Below are 17,150 nucleotides of genomic sequence, written 5' to 3'. Positions count from 1 at the left end.
AGTTTCGGCCGGACCCGGCTCCGCCGCTGGTCCTAGGACCCGAGGTCGTAGGGCGGTATCAACCGATCGGCTGATGCGGCTTCGAGCGGGCCGGCCGATGTGGCGGACCCCGTCCGACCGGGATTCTCGAAGCATGCCATCCGTCATCGAAGTCACCGATCTGCGCAAGTCGTACGGCGGCCGGGCCGTGGTCGACGGTGTCTCCTTCGCCGTCGAGGAGGGCGAGATCTTCGGGATCCTCGGCCCGAACGGCGCCGGCAAGACCACCACCGTCGAGTGTGTCGAGGGGCTGCGGGTCCCCGACGGCGGCCGGGTCCGGGTCACCGGGTACGACCCCGTCGCCGACCACGAGAAGGTCGCCCGGGTGCTCGGCGCCCAGCTCCAGCAGAGCGAACTCCAAGCCAAGTTCACCGTCCGGGAGGCACTGGAGCTCTACGCGGCCTTCTACCCACGTTCCGCCGACTGGCGGCCCCTCGCCGAACGGCTCGGCCTGACCGACAAGCTCGGCACCCGGTTCGGCAAGCTGTCCGGCGGGCAGCAGCAGCGGCTGTTCATCGCGCTGGCGCTCGTCGGCGATCCCCGGGTCGTGGTGCTGGACGAGCTGACCACCGGCCTGGATCCGCGCGCCCGGCGCGACACCTGGCAGCTCATCGAGGACGTCCGCGCGAGCGGGGTCACCGTGCTGCTCGTCACCCACTTCATGGAGGAGGCGCAGCGGCTGTGCGACCGGATCGCCGTCATCGACAAAGGGCGGATCGCCGCGCTGGACACCCCCGCCGGGCTCATCCGCCGTTCGGCGGGCGCCACCGTCATCAGCTTCACGCCGTCCGCGCCGCTGGACGAGCGTGACCTGGCCGCGCTGCCCGCGCTCGCCTCGGTCGCGTACAAGGACGGCCGGATCACCCTGTCCGGCACCGACGAGACCGTCGACGCCGTCATCACCCTGCTCGCCCGCCACCACATCACCGCCCGCCAGCTGCGCGTCGTCGACGCCACGTTGGACGACGCGTTCCTCGACCTGACCGACGACAACAACCGCACCCCGGAGGAAGCCGCGTGAACACCGCCGTCCTGCGCACCGAGTTCCGGCTGTTCCGCCGCGAACCGGGTGCCGTCTTCTGGATCTTCCTGTTCCCGACGCTGCTGCTGGCGATCCTCGGCTCCATCCCGTCGTTCCGGCACGCCGACACGGCGCTGGGCGGGCTGCGGCCGGTCGACGCCTACGTGCCCATCGCCGTGCTGATCGCCCTGATCATGTCCGGGGCGCAGGCGCTGCCGCAGGTCCTGACCGGCTACCGGGAACGGGGCATCCTGCGCCGCATGGCCGTCACCCCGGTACGGCCCTCGGCCCTGCTGTCGGCACAGATGACCGTGCAGGGCGCGGTCGCGCTGGCCTCGGCCCTGCTCGTGCTCACGGTCGGCCGCCTCGCCTTCGGCGTGACGCTGCCCCGGCAGCCGGCCGGCTATCTGCTGGCCCTGCTGCTCGCGGCGGCGGCCGCGCTCGCCCTCGGCTCCGTCGTCTCGGCGCTGTCCCGGACCACGAAGATCGCGGGCGCGATCGGCACGGCGGTGTTCTTCCCGATGATGTTCTGCGCGGGCGTGTGGATCCCGGTGCGGTCCATGCCGCACGCGCTGGCCCAGGTGGTCGAGCTGACCCCGTTCGGCGCGGCCGCCCGTGCCCTGGACCAGGCCGCCGCCGGGAACTGGCCCGGCTGGGGGCACCTGGGCGTGCTCGCGGCGTGGACGGTCCTGCTCACCGCCGGTGCCGGCCGCTGGTTCCGCTGGGAGTGAGCTGCCGTGCCGGACACTGGGGGCATGACGAACGCCGTGCAGCAGGAGCCTCGGGCCTCCTTCGACGCGTGGGGGCCCTGGGCGCTGCTGGCCGTCGGTGTCGTCGCGGCGGCCATCTCCGCCCCTCTGACCGGCATGGACGGGCCCGGGAAGATCGTCTCCGCCGCTCTCGTGCCCGCGGGTGTCGTGCTGCAGCTGTACTGGGGAAGGGTGAAGCGGAAGCAGCCGGGCCCGAGCCGGACCGGTGTCTGCCTCTTCTTGCTGCGCTGGGCCATCGCCTTCGTGCTGACCTGGGCCAACCCGTTCTTCGCCTTCTACGCCGTGACCGGCTACTACACCGCGGCCCGGGAACTGCCGCGCCGACTGGTGATGCCCGGTCTCCTCCTGACCGCGGTCACCATGGCCGGCAGCGAGATCGGCGGCTGGCCGCCGCACGGGCTGATCCTCTGGATCGGCTTCTTCCTCGTCCTGGCCGTCAACATGGGCATGGTCACCGTGTTCACCCGGTACGCCCTGCAGGAGCAGACCCGCGCCGTCGTCCAGGCCGACACCATCGCCGAACTGGAGCGCACCAACACGGCGTTGCAGCAGGCCTTGGACGAGAACGCGGCCCTGCACGCCCAACTCCTCGTCCAGGCCAGGGAGGCGGGCGTCGCCGACGAGCGGCGCCGGCTCGCCGCCGAGATCCACGACACCATCGCCCAGGGCCTGACCGGGATCATCGCCCAGCTCCAGGTCGTGGCCAACGCCCCCGATCTCACCACCGCCCGCACCCACCTGGAGCGCGCCTCGGCCCTGGCCCGGCACAGCCTCGGCGAGGCCCGCCGCTCGGTGCACAACCTGGCGCCGGTGGCCCTCGCGGCCGACGGGCTGCCCGAGGCGCTGAAGAAGACGGTCGGGGAATGGGGTGAACGGGTGGGTGTACGGGCCGAGTTCACCGTCACGGGCACTGCCGAGCAGCTGCACGACGAGGTCTCGGCGACGCTGCTGCGCATCGCCCAGGAGGCCCTGTCCAACGCCTCCCGGCACGCCCGCGCCTCCCGCGTCGGGGTGACCCTGTCCTTCATGGGCGACGAGGTCACGCTGGACATCCGCGACGACGGCACGGGCTTCGACCCGGCCGCCGTACCGCCCCGTACCCGTACCGGAGGCTTCGGCCTGGACGGGATGCGGGCCCGCGCCGAGCGCATCGCGGGCTCGCTGACGATCGAGTCGGAACCGGGGCACGGCACGGCGCTGTCGGCTCGCGTACCGTTGGTGCGCGATGACCGCTGAGACTGTGATTTCCCTGCTGATCGTCGACGACCACCCAGTCGTCCGCGACGGCCTGCGCGGCATGTTCGAGTCCGCGCCCGGCTTCCGGGTGCTCGGGGAGGCCGCGAGCGGCGTCGAGGCGGTGGCCCGCGCCGCCGCCCTGGACCCGGACGTGATCCTGATGGACCTGCGGATGCCCGGCGGCTCGGGCGTCGACGCGATCCGCGAACTCACCGGCCGGGGCGCCCGCGCCAAGGTGCTGGTCCTGACCACCTACGACACCGACTCCGACACCCTCCCCGCGATCGAGGCGGGCGCGACCGGCTACCTCCTCAAGGACGCCCCGCGCGACGAGCTGTTCACCGCCGTCCGCGCCGCCGCCGAGGGCCGTACGGTCCTCTCCCCGGCGGTCGCCTCCCGGCTGGTCCACGCGGTCCGTACCCCCCGCACTCCGGCGGGCGAACCCCTCTCGGCCCGCGAACGCGAGGTCCTGGCCCTGGTCGCCAGGGGCACGTCCAACCGCGAGATCGCCCGTGAACTCTTCATCAGCGAGGCCACGGTCAAGACCCACCTCACCCACCTCTACGCCAAACTGGGCGTCAACGACCGCGCGGCGGCGGTGGCGGTGGGGTACGACCGGGGCATCCTGGGCTGAGCGAAGCCGGCCGGATCACCGTCACTCAGACCACCTTCAGCAGCAGCACACACCGCCCCGGCACCGTGATCTCGGACCCCGCCGGATGCACCGTGCCCGGCGGCTCGGCCTGGTCCTCGCGCGCGGTGTCCACGAGCACCTCGTACCGCTCCGCCCACGGCGTCCCCGGCAGCACGAAGGCCGTCGGGGCGTCGCCCGCGTGCAGCACCGCGAGGAAGCTGTCGTCCACGACCGGCACCCCCCGCTCGTCCCGGCCCGGGATGTCCCGGCCGGAGAGGTACATGCCGAGCGTGGCCGCGGGGGCGTACCAGTCGGCCTCGGTCATCTCCGTGCCGCGCGGGGTGAACCAGGCCAGGTCGCGCAGCCCGTCCGCCGAGTGCGCGCGGCCCGAGAAGAACGCGCGCCGGTGCAGCACGGGGTGACGGTGGCGCAGGGCGATCAGCCGGGAGGTCAGGTCGGCCAGCGCCCGCCAGCCCGGTTCCTCCAGCAGCGACCAGTCCAGCCAGCCGATCTCGTTGTCCTGGCAGTAGGCGTTGTTGTTGCCGCCCTGGGTGCGGCCGAGCTCGTCTCCGGCCACCAGCATGGGCACGCCGGTGGAGAGCAGCAGGGTCGTCAGCAGGTTCCGCAACTGCCTGCGCCGCAGGGCCCGTACTCCCTCGTCCTGCGTCTCGCCCTCCGCCCCGCAGTTCCAGGAGCGGTTGTCGTCGGTGCCGTCGCGGTTGTCCTCGCCGTTGGCCTCGTTGTGCTTGCGCTCGTACGACACCAGGTCGCGCAGGGTGAACCCGTCGTGCGCGGTGACGAAGTTGACCGAGGCGTACGGGCGCCGGCCGCCCCAGGCATACAGGTCGCTGGAGCCGGACAGCCGGTAGCCCATCTCCCGTACGTCGGGCAGGGCGTGCCGCCAGAAGTCGCGGACCGCGTTGCGGTAACGGTCGTTCCACTCCGTCCACAGGGGCGGGAAGGCGCCCACCTGATAGCCGCCCGAGCCGATGTCCCACGGTTCGGCGATCAGCTTGACGCGCCTGAGGACCGGGTCCTGGGCGATGACCGCCAGAAAGGGGGACAGCATGTCGACGTCGTGCATCGAGCGGGCCAGGGCCGCCGCGAGGTCGAAGCGGAAGCCGTCGACGCCCATCTCGGTCACCCAGTAGCGCAGCGAGTCCGTGATGAGCCGAAGCACCTGGGGCTGGACGACGTGCAGGGTGTTGCCGCAGCCGGTGTAGTCGGCGTACCGGCGGGCGTCGTCCTGGAGGCGGTAGTAGCCGCGGTTGTCGATGCCCTTCAGGGAGAGGGTCGGCCCCAGCTCACCCGCTTCCGCCGTGTGGTTGTAGACCACGTCGAGAATCACCTCGATGCCGGCCGCGTGCAGCGCGCGCACCATCCGCTTGAACTCGCCGACCTGCTGCCCCGTCGTACCGGAGGCCGCGTAGCCGGCGTGCGGGGCGAAGTAGCCGATGGAGTTGTAGCCCCAGTAGTTCCTGAGGCCTCTGCGCAACAGGTGGTCCTCGTGCGCGAACTGGTGGACGGGGAGCAGCTCCACGGCCGTCACGCCCAGCTTCACCAGGTGCTCGACGGCCGCCGGGTGCGCCAATCCGGCGTAGGTGCCGCGCAGTTCCTCCGGGATCCCCGGGTGCAGCTTGGTGAAACCGCGCACGTGCAGCTCGTACAGGACGGAGTCGGCCCACGGGGTCTTCGGCCGCCGGTCGTCCTCCCAGTCGTCGTCATCGTCGACGACGACGCCCTTCGGCACGTACGGCGCCGAGTCGCGGTCGTCGCGCACGGTGTCGGCGACGTGCTGCTGAGGCCAGTCCCGGACATGCCCGTACACCTCCGGCGGCAGGCCGAACTCCCCGTCCACCGCCCGCGCGTACGGGTCCAGCAGCAGCTTGGCCGGGTTCCAGCGGGCGCCGGTCCACGGGTCCCAGCGGCCGTCCACCCGGTATCCGTAGCGCTGGCCCGGCATCACCCCCGGCACGAAGCCGTGCCAGATCTCGTGCGTCAGCTCGGTCAGCCGGACCTGGGTCTCCCGGCCGTGCTCGTCGAACAGGCACACCCGGACCGCCTCCGCCCCGCCCGCCCACAGCGCGAAGTTGGTGCCCGCGACGCCGTCCGGGCCGACCCGGAACCGGGCCCCCAGCGGTGTCGGCGCGCCCGGCCAGACCATCGGGGCCGGTGGCACGGCGTGCCGGACGCCGCCGTTCACCACGGCGGCCGGCTGCCCGGTCCCGGCAGTCGGCTCCCCGGCCGGTGCCCGCTGCTCCGCTGCGCTCGTCACCTCTCGGCCCCTCTTTCAACCCAGGGGCGGCGCAGTCCGCCGTACCGGAGCAGCCCTTCGGGCCTCCGCTACGGCTGCGCCCCTACGGCTCCCACACGGGCGCGGCGGCTCCCCAGCGTGTCGTCCTTCCCTCTCTTCTGCCCAGTGCGTGCGTCGCACTCACGTTTCCCCCGGGCGGGCCGGTTCGTCGAGTCCCGCGTGCGGCACGTACACGGACGCGCACGGCGCGCGGGGGCCGCGCCGACAACGGCCTCGGCGGCTGGAACGTGACCTGGCAGGAGTGGGAAGCGGGCGGCGCGGTGAAGTAACAGGGGGAGGAACGTCCGGTCCAGGTGGAATTTGCGACGGAACGGTGACATTCACCTGACACTCCGCTCAAAACCAGGCGGTTAATATGCGCGCACAAGTGTGGTGGGGAGCGGGCCTGAGCAGGTCCGGCGCGAGGGGAGACGACTTGAACGCGCGGCCAATATCGGGGGCGTCGGCGGTGGGGCGGCGGGGCCGTAAGGGCAAGGGGTGGGCGCTGATATCCGGTGCCCTGGTGCTGACGCTCGCCGCGTGCGGCGGCGGGGGTGGCGGCAAGGACGCGGGCGCTTCCGGTGACGGCAAGGCCTCCAGCACCCAGCAGGGCAAGCAGCAGTCCACGGCGGCCGTCACCATCGCGCCCAAGTCCGGCGCCACCGGCGTGGACACGAGCGGCGCACTGAAGGTCGACGTCGCCCAGGGCAAGCTGACCGAGGTCACCGTCAAGGACGCCAAGGGCACACAGGTCGACGGCACCCTCACCGGCGGGGGCACGTCCTGGACGCCGTCGGTCCATCTGGCGGCCGCCACCAAGTACACGGTGCACGCGGTCGCGAAGGACTCCGAGGGCCGCGAGGCCGCCGAGGACTCCACCTTCACCACCCTGACCCCGAAGAACACCTTCCTCGGCTACTTCACCCCCGAGGACGGCTCCACCGTCGGCGTCGGCATGCCGTTCTCCGTCAACTTCACCCGGGGCATCACCAACCCGAAGGCCGTCGAGAAGGCCATCAGGATCACGACCCAGCCGGCGGTGGACGTCGAGGGCCACTGGTTCGGCAACGACCGTCTCGACTTCCGCCCCGAGCAGTACTGGAAGGAAGGCACGAAGGTCACCGTCGACCTCAACCTCGACGGCGTCGAGGGCCGCTCCGGCGTCTACGGCGAGCAGCACAAGACGATCAAGTTCACCATCGGCCGCAACCAGGTCTCCATCGTGGACGCCAAGAAGCACACGATGAAGATCACCCAGGACGGCAAGGTCATCAAGACCCTCCCGGTCACCACCGGCAAGCCCGGCTACGACACCTGGAACGGCCAGATGGTCATCAGCGAGAAGCTCACCGTGACCCGGATGAACGGCGAGACGGTCGGCTACGGCGGCGAGTACGACATCAAGGACGTCCCGCACGCCATGCGCCTGACCACCTCCGGCACCTTCATCCACGGCAACTACTGGGGCGGCGACGCCTTCGGCAACTACAACGCCAGCCACGGCTGCGTCGGCCTCGAAGACGTGCGCGGCGGCTACGACGGCTCCGTGCCGGCGGCCTGGTTCTTCAACCACTCGATCATCGGCGACGTGGTCGTGGTCCAGCACTCGAACGACCGCACGGTGGACCCGGCCAACGGGCTCAACGGGTGGAACATGTCGTGGGCCGACTGGACGAAGTGACCTTTCTCCGGCCGACGGGCCCGGTGCTGTGACCTACGGCACCGGGCCCGTTCCCGTTAACCCCCGCTAACCTGCGGGCATGACCGTGAATCTCGAAGTCGCCGAAGGCGTCGGCACCCTGCGCCTCGACCGTCCGCCGATGAACGCGCTGGACGTCGCCACCCAGGACCGGCTCAAGGAGCTCGCCGAGGAGGTCACGCGCCGCGACGACGTACGCGCCGTGGTGATCTACGGCGGTGAGCGGGTGTTCGCGGCGGGCGCGGACATCAAGGAGATGCAGAACATGGATCACACCGCGATGATCCTGCGCTCCCGCGGCCTCCAGGACGCCTTCACGGCCGTGGCCCGCATCCCCAAGCCCGTCGTCGCGGCCGTCACCGGCTACGCCCTCGGAGGCGGCTGCGAACTGGCCCTGTGCGCCGACTTCCGCATCGCCGCCGACAACGCCAAGCTCGGCCAGCCCGAGATCCTGCTCGGCCTGATCCCGGGCGCCGGCGGCACCCAGCGGCTGCCCCGGCTGATCGGCCCGTCCAAGGCCAAGGACCTCATCTTCACGGGCCGTCAGGTCAGGGCCGACGAGGCCCTCGCGATCGGCCTGGTGGACCGGGTCGTGCCGGCCGCCGAGGTGTACGAGCAGGCGCACGCCTGGGCCGCGAAGCTCGCCCAGGGCCCCGCGATCGCGCTGCGCGCCGCGAAGGAGGCGGTCGACACGGGGCTGGAGACCGACATCGACACCGGACTCGCCGTCGAGCGGAACTGGTTCGCGGGCCTGTTCGCCACCGAGGACCGCGAGATCGGCATGCGCAGCTTCGTGGAGGAGGGGCCGGGCAAGGCAAAGTTCCGCTGAGCGTCAGCGGTGTGAAGTGTGCCGTAACTCCCGCGGGTCCCCTTGCAATTGACGCCTCGTCTCATCCGGGTCCCTCGATGGGGCGGTTTATGGGAGCCTTAGGGCAACCTTAAGCCTGTGCTGTCGAGGGAGCCTGACGATTGCCCGGAACCGAGCCTTCCGCGCAGGTCAACGAGGGTGCGTCGACCTCTGGCATGCCCTCGGCATATGCCAGTCGCTCGGCGCGAAGCGGGGGCGCGAGGGGGGCGTATTCCTCCGGAACGGCCCCCAAGACGGCTCCGGGCCGCCATCATGGGGGCATGGCGGGGCTGGAGGGCATCGAACAGCCACGGGGACACAGTCGTGCGGCCGCGGCACGCTGGTCGCCCGGGGTGGAGGACGAACAGGCGCTCAAAGCGCTCGAACTGTTCGGCAACCCGACGGAGGCGGAGGTCCCGCTGCCGTCCCGGCCGGAATCCGCGGCCACCGCCCGCAGGCTCGCCCAGGTCGTCGTCCTGCGCACCTGGCGGCTGACCCCCAAGCTCACCGAGGACACCGTCTTACTCGTGTCGGAACTGGTCGGCAACGCCGTACGGCACACCGGCGCCCGCGTCTTCGGCCTGAGGATGCGCCGCCGCCCCGGCTGGATCCGGGTGGAGGTCCGCGATCCCTCGCGCGGGCTGCCCTGCCTGATGCCGGTGCAGGAACTGGACGTCAGCGGGCGCGGGCTGTTCCTCGTGGACAAGCTGTCGGACCGGTGGGGCGTGGACCTGCTGCCGCGCGGCAAGACCACATGGTTCGAGATGAGGGTTGCCGACCGGTAGCGAGCAGCCTGCGTGGCCGCAACCGCGACCCGAAGTCTTCCCTCAAACGGGCCAATCGGCGGTTTTCTTACCTGCCCGGCCTTAAATGGTGCGGGTGACCACGACCAACCGACGCGGGGTGCTGCGTGCGGGCGCCGGACTCGTCGCCGGCGGCGCGCTCGCCGCCGGTTGCGGTGCGGGCCAGGCGGGCCCGACCACCACCCCGGACCCCACATCCCCCGCCCCGTCCCCGTCCGCCGTCCACGGCAAGGGCCATCCGCCGGCCGCCGTCCAGGCGGCCCCCGCCCCCCGCGCCTATCCCGGCCTGCCCGCCCAGATCACCCACGGCCCGCGCACCCGCGCCCAGGTCGCCCTCACCTTCCACGGCCAGGGGGATCCGGGCATCGCGCACTCCCTGCTCGGCGCGGCGGAGAAGGCCGGCGCCCATCTCACCGTGCTGGCCGTCGGCACCTGGCTGGACGAACACCCCGACGTCGCCCGGCGGATCCTCGACGGCGGTCACGACCTCGGCAACCACACCCAGCGGCACATCTCCATCAACGGCATGGCCGAGGCCGACGCCCGCAAGGAGATCACCGACTGCGCGGACCGGCTGAAGCGGCTCACCGGATCGATCGGCACCTGGTTCCGCCCCTCCCGGTCGCCCACCGCCTCCCCGCTGGTCGCCCGGCTCGCCCGCGAGGCCGGCTACCCGCACGTGCTGTCGTACGACCTCGACTCGCTCGACTACACCCGGCCGGGCGCCACCGCCATCACCCGCAAGGTTCTCGCCGAGGTGAAGAACGGATCGGTGGTGAGCATGCACTTCGGGTACCCGGACACCGTCGCCGCCCTGCCCGACGTCCTTCACGAACTCGACCGCCGCGGACTGCGCGCGGTCACCACCACGGAGCTGCTGAGCTGATGCGAACCACGAAAGCCGCCCGGCTGCTGGCCGCCGGTGCCGCCCTCACCGCCCTGACGCTGCTGTCCGCGTGCAGCTCCGGATCCTCGAAGGGGGGGAACGCCGAGAACAACGCCGTCGGCAGCAAGGCCCCGGTCCAGCCGCGGGTGAACCAGAACCCGGACCGGGTGGACGTGCTGCCCGGGATGCCCCCGGTCGAGAACCCGGCCGACCTCTACTCCGCCGACCGGCCGAACCAGCTCTCCCCGGTCGTCAAGGACTTCCCGTCCCGGGTGTACGTCCCCAACACCAACTCCAACACGGTCACCGTCATCGACCCCGCGACCTACAAGGTCATCGACACGATCCCGGTCGGCCGCCAGCCGCAGCACGTCGTGCCGTCCTGGGACCTGAAGACCCTCTGGGTCAACAACGACCTCGGCAACAGCCTCACCCCGATCGACCCCAAGACCGGCAAGGCCGGCAAGGCGGTCGCCGTGCACGACCCGTACAACCTGTACTTCACGCCCGACGGCAAGTACGCCGTCGTCATGGCCTCCATGGACCGCCAGCTGGTCTTCCGGGACGCGCACACCATGAAGGTCGTCAAGGCCGTGCCGGTCAGCTGCTACGGCGTCAACCACGCCGACTTCTCCCCGGACGGCCGCTACTTCATCGTCTCCTGCGAGTTCAGCGGCGAGATCCTCAAGGTCGACACCGCGGAGATGAGGGTCGTCGAGCAGGAGAAGCTGCCGTTCCACGGCGCGATGCCGCAGGACGTGAAGATCTCCCCGGACGGCAAGCTGTTCTACATCGCCGACATGATGGCCAACGGTCTGTGGATCCTCGACGGCGACAAGTTCACCAAGCCCCGCTTCCTCTACACCGGCAAGGGCGCCCACGGCCTCTACATCAGCCGCGACTCCCGCGAGATGTACATCTCCAACCGGGGCGAGGGCTCCATCTCCGTCTTCGACTTCACCCGGAACAAGCTCACCAAGAAGTGGCATCTGCCCGGCGGCGGCAGCCCCGACATGGGCGGCGTCTCGGCCGACGGCACGGTGCTGTGGCTGTCCGGCCGCTACAACGCCGAGGTGTACGCCATCGACACCCGCACCGGCAAGGAACTGGCCCGCATCAAGACCGGCAGCGGCCCGCACGGCCTCGCCGTCTACCCCCAGCCCGGCCGCTACTCCCTCGGGCACACGGGCATCTTCCGCTGAGCGACGGCCAGTTGAGGAAGGCCACGTGAACACGAGTCAGTGGGACACGCCGCCTTTCGGGTGATGATCCACGCACCGCGGCCGGTCAGCCGACATCGTGCTGCGCATGATCATCACCCGAATGCGGCGCCGTGTCGTCGCCGCCGTCCTGTCCCTCGGCGCCGTCCTCGCCACCACGGCCGCCACCGCCCCCGCCACCGCCTCCGCGACCTCGCACGCGGCCGCCGCGCCCGCCAGGGCGGCCGCACCGGCCTGTCCCCAGTTCGAGGACAAGCTGAAGGCCGCCGCCGACCGGAACGTGGACCTCGGCCGGATCACCCCGGCCCCCGCCTGGCGCACCACCTGCGGCACCCTCTACCGCAGCGACAGCCGCTCCCCCGACACGATCTTCCCCGTCGGCTTCTTCCCCAAGGACGTGGTCAACGGCCAGTACGACATCGAGAAGTACGTCCTCGTCAACCAGCCCTCCCCGTACGTCTCGACGACCTACGACCACGACCTGTACAAGACCTGGTACAAGTCCGGCTGGAACTACTACATCGACGCCCCCGGCGGCATCGACGTCAACAAGACCATCGGCGACACCCACAAGTGGGCCGACCAGGTCGAGGTCGCCTTCCCCGGCGGCGTCGCCCGGCAGTACATCATCGGCGTCTGCCCGGTCGACAAGGTCAAGAAGATCGAGATCATGGACGACTGCCGGAGCAACCCGTACTACGAGCCCTGGCACTGACAGCCGCGGAGCGGGTCCCCGGGCCCGCTCCTTGAGTCTCCACCCGCTGGAGGGCCCAGACTCCCGGACATGACCGACGACGGCACCGGACTCTTCACGATCGGCGCGCTGGCCCGGGCCACCGGGCTGAGCGTGCGCACCATCCGCTACTGGTCCGACGAGGGCGTACTCACCCCGGTGACCCGCTCCACGGGCGGCTACCGGCTCTACGACGCCGCCTGCGTGGCCCGCCTGGAGCTGATCCGTACCCTGCGCGAGCTCGGGCTCGGCCTGGACGACGTACGCGAGGTGCTGGCCGGGGAGCGTTCGGTCGCCGAGGTCGCGGCCACCCATGTGGCGGCGCTGGACGCGCAGATCAGGGCGCTGAAGGTGACCCGGGCCGTGCTGTCGACGGTCGCGAGGAGAGGCTCGACGGCAGAGGAGATGACCCTGATGAACAAACTGGCCCGGCTGTCCGCGGCGGAGCGGCAGCGGATCATGGAGGAGTTCGTGACCGAGACCCTGCACGGTCTCGACACGGTGGACCCGGACATCCGGCAGCGGATCCGGCAGACCGCCGTCCGCCTCGCGGACGATCCGACGCCCGAGGAGGCCGACGCCTGGGTGGAACTGGCCGAGATGATCCAGGACCCGGACTTCCGGGCGCAGATGCGGCACGCGATGGAGTTCAACGCCGCCGACCGGCATCCGCGCGGACGGTCCATGTGGTTCGCCAAGCGGCTGGTGGACCTGGCCGCCCCGGCGCGGGAGCGGGGCGTCGAGCCCACGGCGCCCGAGGCGGAGGAGGTCCTGGCGGAGCTGTTCGGGGACGCCGACCGGGGCGAGGTGCTGGAACGCATGACGGCGGGGTTCAACGAGCGCATCGCCCGCTACCGCGAACTCCTCGCCATCGTGAACCGCCAGCCCGCCCCACCGCACGCCGAGGACTTCGCCTGGGTGGTCGCCGCACTCCGTGCGCACACGGGCCGTTAATCTGACCAGCGTCAGTGCGCCTGCACGGCACAAGAAACACGAACAAAAGGGGCGGATCGGTGGCGGACATCGAGGCAGCACGCAAGGAGTTCCAGCGGATCGACGCGGACGGTGACGGATTCATCACCGCTGCGGAGTTCAAGCACGCGCTGGCCCAGGAGGGCGACTGGAACGTCACCGAGACGGTCGCCCAGGCGATCATCAACCAGCGTGACCTCAACGGCGACAAGGTCCTGTCGTTCGACGAGTTCTGGGCGTACCTCAACAAGTGACGCCCGTGAGGGGGTGCCCCGCCAGTACGGAATCCCTCCGTCGGCGGGGCACCCCCTTCGCCGTACCGTCACGCGGTCCGCCGATCCGTACGCTCCAGGGGCCTTGCACGGGGCTCACTTGGTTGTCCACAGCCCCTACAGCGACTTGCCGCGCGCAGCACCTCGCTCACCGGGCCGCCGCCCGGTTCACCGCGGACAGCACCGCCCGCACCGAGGCCGCGAGCCCCGAGGCGTCCCGGCCCGCGCCCCACAGGACACGGCCGCCGACCCGGCACTCGGCGTAGGCGACCGCCGCACCGTCCACGTCCGGCTGTTCCATCACGTCCAGTACGCCGACCGGGTACCCGGCGCCGGCGAGCGCGTTGGCGCAGGCCGCGAGCGGCGAGTCGCCGGTGCCTTCGCAGCCGTCCCCCGAGGCGAGCGTGCCCGTGAACCGGTGCACCCCGGACGCCTCCCGCCGTGTGGACCAGGTGTCGAGCCCGACCGGGCCGTCCGCCAGATACGCCGCCTCGAACAGCTCGTAGAGCTCCTTGGGGGTCGCCTCCCGGCCGCTGTCGTCCGTCGCGTCCTGCACGATCCGTGCGAACTCCGGCCGCATGCCCGGCGGCAGGTCCAGCCCCGCGTGCGTGCGCAGCAGATACGCCACCCCGCCCTTGCCCGACTGGGAGTTGACCCGGATCACCGCCTCGTACGTCCGCCCCACGTCGGCCGGATCGATCGGCAGATACGGCACGGCCCACGGCGCCTGCCGCTCGGGCACCCCCGACTCGGCCGCACGCCGGGCGTGTTCCGCGAAGCCCTTGCTGATCGCGTCCTGGTGGGTGCCGGAGAAGGCGGTGTGGACCAGGTCGCCGGCGTACGGGTGGCGCGGGTGCACCGGCAGCCGGTTGCAGTGCTCGACCGTCTCGCGTACGGCGTCGATGTCGCCGAGGTCGACCATGGGGTCCACGCCCTGGGCGAAGAGGTTCAGGGCGAGGGTGACCAGGTCGACGTTGCCGGTGCGCTCGCCGTTGCCGAACAGGCAGCCCTCCACCCTCTGGGCACCGGCCAGGACGGCCAGTTCGGCGCAGGCGACGCCGGTGCCGCGGTCGTTGTGCGGATGGACGGAGAGGATCACCGAGTCCCGGCGGTCCAGGTGGCGGTGCATGTACTCGACCTGATCGGCGTACACGTTCGGGGTGGCGATCTCGACGGTCGCCGGGAGGTTGTGCGTCACCGGGCGGTCCGGGCTCGCGTCCCACAACTCGGTGAGGCCGTCGCACAGTTCGAGGACGAAGTCGGGCTCGGTGAGGTTGAAGGTCTCGGGCGAGAACTGGAAGCGGATGCCGGGCGCGTCCCCGGCCCGCCGCGCCATCCGCTGTGCCGCCTCCCGCACCGTCCGCCCCACCTCGCCCCGATCCCGGCCCAGCACCACGTCCCGCCACACCGGCGAGGTCGCGATGTAGAGGTGGACGACGGCGCGCGGCAGCCCGGCGATCGACTCGAAGGTCCGGTCGATCAGATCCGCGCGGGCCGGGGTGAACACGACGGGCGTGACATCGTCGGGCACGGCCCCGCCGGTCACCAGGTGCCGTACGAAGTCGAAGTCGGTGCGGCTGGCCGACGGATAGCCGACCTCGATCTCCTTGAAGCCCAGGGCCACCAGCAGGTCGAAGAAGCGGCGCTTGCGCGGGGTGTCCATGGGCTCGGCCAGCGCCTGGTTGCCGTCGCGCAGGTCGACGGGGACCCAGAGGGGAGCGCGCTCGATGCGGGCGGAGGGCCAACTCCGTTCGGTGACAGGGACGTTCACCCGCTCCTGGAAGGGGCGGTAGCGGTGGTACGGCATGGGGCTGGGACGCTGCGGGTTCCACAGGGTCTTCATCGGCGTCTTCATCGGCGGTCGCTGCCTTCGGCTCGGTCGGACGGTGACCGGCAGCACGGCGTCCCGCGGCGGGGCGCCGGTCGCGTCAAACCCCGCCGCGGCAGCCGAGGAGAAGCAGACCGCGGAGCGTCATGCCGGGTACGCTAGCGACACCTCAGCTCCTCAGACAAGTGAGAATTCCAAGAAGTCCCCGATTCCTCAGACAAGTTGGTGACGTCCGATGCCGCTCGAAGCCCTCCGCCCCAGTCCGCTGGTCGAACAGGCCACGCAGCGCCTGAGGCAGCAGATCGCCGCAGGTCACTGGCCGGTCGGCGGCAAACTGCCCGGCGAGACCACGCTCGCCAGGGAGCTCGGCGTCGGCCGCTCCACGGTCCGCGAGGCACTGCGCGCACTCGCCGGCGCCGGGCTGGTCCGGCCCCGGCACGGCGCCGGGGTCTTCGTCATCGCCACCGAGCCCGCCGAGGACTGGCCCACCCGGCTGCGCCGGGCCGCCGTCACGGACGTCTACGAGGTCCGCATGGGAGTGGAGGTGCAGGCGGCCCGGCTCGCCGCGCACCGCCGTACTCCTCAGGACGTCGAGGCGCTGCGGGCCGCGCTGGACGGGCGCCGGGCGGCATCCGCCGGCGACGACGCGGAGTTCATCGACGCCGACATCACCCTGCACACGGCCGTCGTCACCGCCGCCCACAACCCGGTCCTGGCCGACCTGTTCACCGAGTTCGCCCCCGTCCTGCGCGAGGGCCTGGTGACCCTGCTGGACCTCACCCGGCTGCGCGAGCGGGATCCCAACACCCGCGACGACAGCCACGCGGCCCTCGTCGAGGCCATCGCGGACGGGGACGCGGAGCGGGCGGCGGAGGTGCTGACGGCGGAACTGGAGGAGACGCTGGAGTTGTTGCGGGGGAGGGCTGACTAGGCCACGCCTCTGCGGTACCGGCCCGGCGCCACCCCGTACTCCCGCTTGAAGGCCTTGGCGAAGGCGAACTCCGAGGTGTAGCCGGTGCGTTCGGCGATCTGGCGCAGGGAGAGGTCGTCGTGGCGCAGCAGCCGGCCCGCCGTCGTCATCCGCCACCAGGTCAGATACGTCAGCGGCGGCTCGCCCACCAGCGTCGCGAACCGGCGCGCGAACGCCGCCCGGGACAGCCCGCCGACGACACCCAGCTCCGCCACCGTCCACGCCCGCGCCGGATCGGCGTGGATCGCGCGCAGCGCCGCCGCGACCGCCGGATCGGCCAGCGCCCCCGCCCAGCCCCGAGCCCGCCCTGCCGCGCGCTCGGCCTCCCACCAGGCCCGCAGGATGTACAGCAGCAGGGTGTCGAGCAGCGAGGTGACGATCGCGTCGGTGCCCGGCCGCTGCTCCTCCAGCTCCATCCCGAGCAGCTCCACCGCCGCCCGCAGCGAGCGGTGACCGCCGACCGTGGCGGGCAGATGCACCACCTCCGGAAGGTCGGCCAGCAGCCGGTGGGAGCGGTCGCGGTCCAGCCGGTAGATCCCGCACAGCGTGACCGTGTCCGGGCAGCCCTGCCGGGGTTCCCCGGGCGGGCTCCCGCTCCAGGTGCCGTCGGGCAGCAGCCGTACCTCGTACGTGGGCACCCCGGGGGAGCTGACCAGGGAGTGCCCCTGCCCGTGCGCGAGGAAGACGACGTCCCCCGGCGCGAGCGCCACCGGCTCCCCGTCCCTCGGGATCAGCCAGGCCGAGCCGCGCAGCACCACATGGAACCCGGCCTCGTCGGTGTCGGCGAACCGCAGTCCCCAGGGCGCGTACTTGTACCGGCGCGAGGAGTGCGGCCGCCCGGTGCGGAGGGCCGCGACGACATCGCTGAGCACGTCCATGGCCTCACTGTAGCCAGTGAGGCCGGACGAGAGAGACGTTCGGACAGGA

Annotated in this window: 16 protein-coding genes; 13 read left to right on the top strand and 3 right to left on the bottom strand. The window is 71.6% G+C overall.

The window, feature by feature from the left end; translation table 11 throughout:
- Window positions 1-133 precede the first annotated feature (133 nt).
- From O1G22_RS13435 to O1G22_RS13420, 4 genes are read left to right on the top strand one after another with little or no spacing between them, the layout of a single operon-like run.
- Entirely contained in the window at window positions 134-1,060 is a 927-nt protein-coding gene (locus tag O1G22_RS13435; protein WP_270081570.1) for an ABC transporter ATP-binding protein, read from the top strand.
- Window positions 1,057-1,791: an ABC transporter permease gene (locus O1G22_RS13430; protein WP_270081569.1), complete on the top strand. Its 735-nt coding sequence runs from the start codon at window positions 1,057-1,059 to the stop codon at window positions 1,789-1,791. The genes O1G22_RS13435 and O1G22_RS13430 overlap by 4 nt, the downstream gene beginning before the upstream one ends.
- A 24-nt stretch (window positions 1,792-1,815) precedes the next feature.
- Complete coding sequence (locus O1G22_RS13425) at window positions 1,816-3,066, top strand: sensor histidine kinase (protein ID WP_270081568.1); 1,251 nt, start codon at window positions 1,816-1,818, stop codon at window positions 3,064-3,066.
- Entirely contained in the window at window positions 3,056-3,700 is a 645-nt protein-coding gene (locus O1G22_RS13420) for a response regulator (RefSeq protein ID WP_263636573.1), read from the top strand. Before O1G22_RS13425 ends, O1G22_RS13420 begins: the two co-directional genes overlap by 11 nt.
- Before the next feature lie 25 nt (window positions 3,701-3,725).
- On the opposite strand, the gene glgX is transcribed toward O1G22_RS13420, so the two are convergent.
- The gene (glgX, locus tag O1G22_RS13415; protein ID WP_270081567.1) at window positions 3,726-5,975 is read right to left on the bottom strand and encodes a glycogen debranching protein GlgX; all 2,250 of its coding nucleotides are present in this window, start codon (window positions 5,973-5,975) and stop codon (window positions 3,726-3,728) included.
- Between the two features lie 454 nt (window positions 5,976-6,429).
- Here glgX and O1G22_RS13410 point away from each other — a divergent pair, with 454 nt between their 5' ends.
- The 8 genes from O1G22_RS13410 to O1G22_RS13375 all read left to right on the top strand — a co-directional run bounded on the left by O1G22_RS13410 (window position 6,430) and on the right by O1G22_RS13375 (window position 13,407).
- The gene (locus O1G22_RS13410; RefSeq protein WP_270081566.1) at window positions 6,430-7,674 is read left to right on the top strand and encodes a L,D-transpeptidase; all 1,245 of its coding nucleotides are present in this window, start codon (window positions 6,430-6,432) and stop codon (window positions 7,672-7,674) included.
- 79 nt (window positions 7,675-7,753) lie between these two features.
- On the top strand, window positions 7,754-8,521 hold the full coding sequence (locus tag O1G22_RS13405; RefSeq protein ID WP_225099419.1) for an enoyl-CoA hydratase/isomerase family protein: 768 nt from the start codon (window positions 7,754-7,756) through the stop codon (window positions 8,519-8,521).
- Between the two features lie 299 nt (window positions 8,522-8,820).
- Entirely contained in the window at window positions 8,821-9,324 is a 504-nt protein-coding gene (locus O1G22_RS13400) for an ATP-binding protein (protein WP_225099418.1), read from the top strand.
- 85 nt (window positions 9,325-9,409) lie between these two features.
- Window positions 9,410-10,228: a polysaccharide deacetylase family protein gene (locus O1G22_RS13395; RefSeq protein ID WP_270081565.1), complete on the top strand. Its 819-nt coding sequence runs from the start codon at window positions 9,410-9,412 to the stop codon at window positions 10,226-10,228.
- Complete coding sequence (locus tag O1G22_RS13390) at window positions 10,228-11,430, top strand: YncE family protein (RefSeq protein WP_270081564.1); 1,203 nt, start codon at window positions 10,228-10,230, stop codon at window positions 11,428-11,430. The genes O1G22_RS13395 and O1G22_RS13390 overlap by 1 nt, the downstream gene beginning before the upstream one ends.
- A 106-nt stretch (window positions 11,431-11,536) precedes the next feature.
- Window positions 11,537-12,163, top strand: coding sequence for an ADP-ribosyltransferase (locus O1G22_RS13385; protein ID WP_270081563.1), 627 nt, complete (start codon window positions 11,537-11,539; stop codon window positions 12,161-12,163).
- A 69-nt stretch (window positions 12,164-12,232) separates the two neighbouring features.
- A complete protein-coding gene (locus O1G22_RS13380) occupies window positions 12,233-13,135 on the top strand; it encodes a helix-turn-helix domain-containing protein (protein WP_270081562.1) in 903 nt (300 codons plus the stop codon).
- Between the two features lie 59 nt (window positions 13,136-13,194).
- The gene (locus O1G22_RS13375) at window positions 13,195-13,407 is read left to right on the top strand and encodes an EF-hand domain-containing protein (protein ID WP_225099413.1); all 213 of its coding nucleotides are present in this window, start codon (window positions 13,195-13,197) and stop codon (window positions 13,405-13,407) included.
- A gap of 166 nt (window positions 13,408-13,573) precedes the next feature.
- Here the strand turns inward: O1G22_RS13375 and O1G22_RS13370 are convergent, their stop codons facing one another.
- Window positions 13,574-15,280, bottom strand: a complete 1,707-nt coding sequence (locus O1G22_RS13370) for a 2-isopropylmalate synthase (RefSeq protein ID WP_270081561.1) — start codon at window positions 15,278-15,280, stop codon at window positions 13,574-13,576.
- Between the two features lie 208 nt (window positions 15,281-15,488).
- Here O1G22_RS13370 and O1G22_RS13365 point away from each other — a divergent pair, with 208 nt between their 5' ends.
- Entirely contained in the window at window positions 15,489-16,184 is a 696-nt protein-coding gene (locus tag O1G22_RS13365) for a FadR/GntR family transcriptional regulator (protein ID WP_270081560.1), read from the top strand.
- On the opposite strand, the gene O1G22_RS13360 is transcribed toward O1G22_RS13365, so the two are convergent.
- Entirely contained in the window at window positions 16,181-17,101 is a 921-nt protein-coding gene (locus O1G22_RS13360; RefSeq protein WP_270081559.1) for an AraC family transcriptional regulator, read from the bottom strand. The two genes, O1G22_RS13365 and O1G22_RS13360, sit on opposite strands and share 4 nt — an antisense overlap.
- Window positions 17,102-17,150: the final 49 nt, after the last annotated feature.

It is taken from the genome of Streptomyces camelliae (genome assembly GCF_027625935.1).
GTDB classification, from domain to species: domain Bacteria; phylum Actinomycetota; class Actinomycetes; order Streptomycetales; family Streptomycetaceae; genus Streptomyces; species Streptomyces camelliae.
The sequence above is the reverse complement of the archived record's forward strand: the minus strand, read 5'-3'. Positions and strand labels throughout refer to the sequence as shown.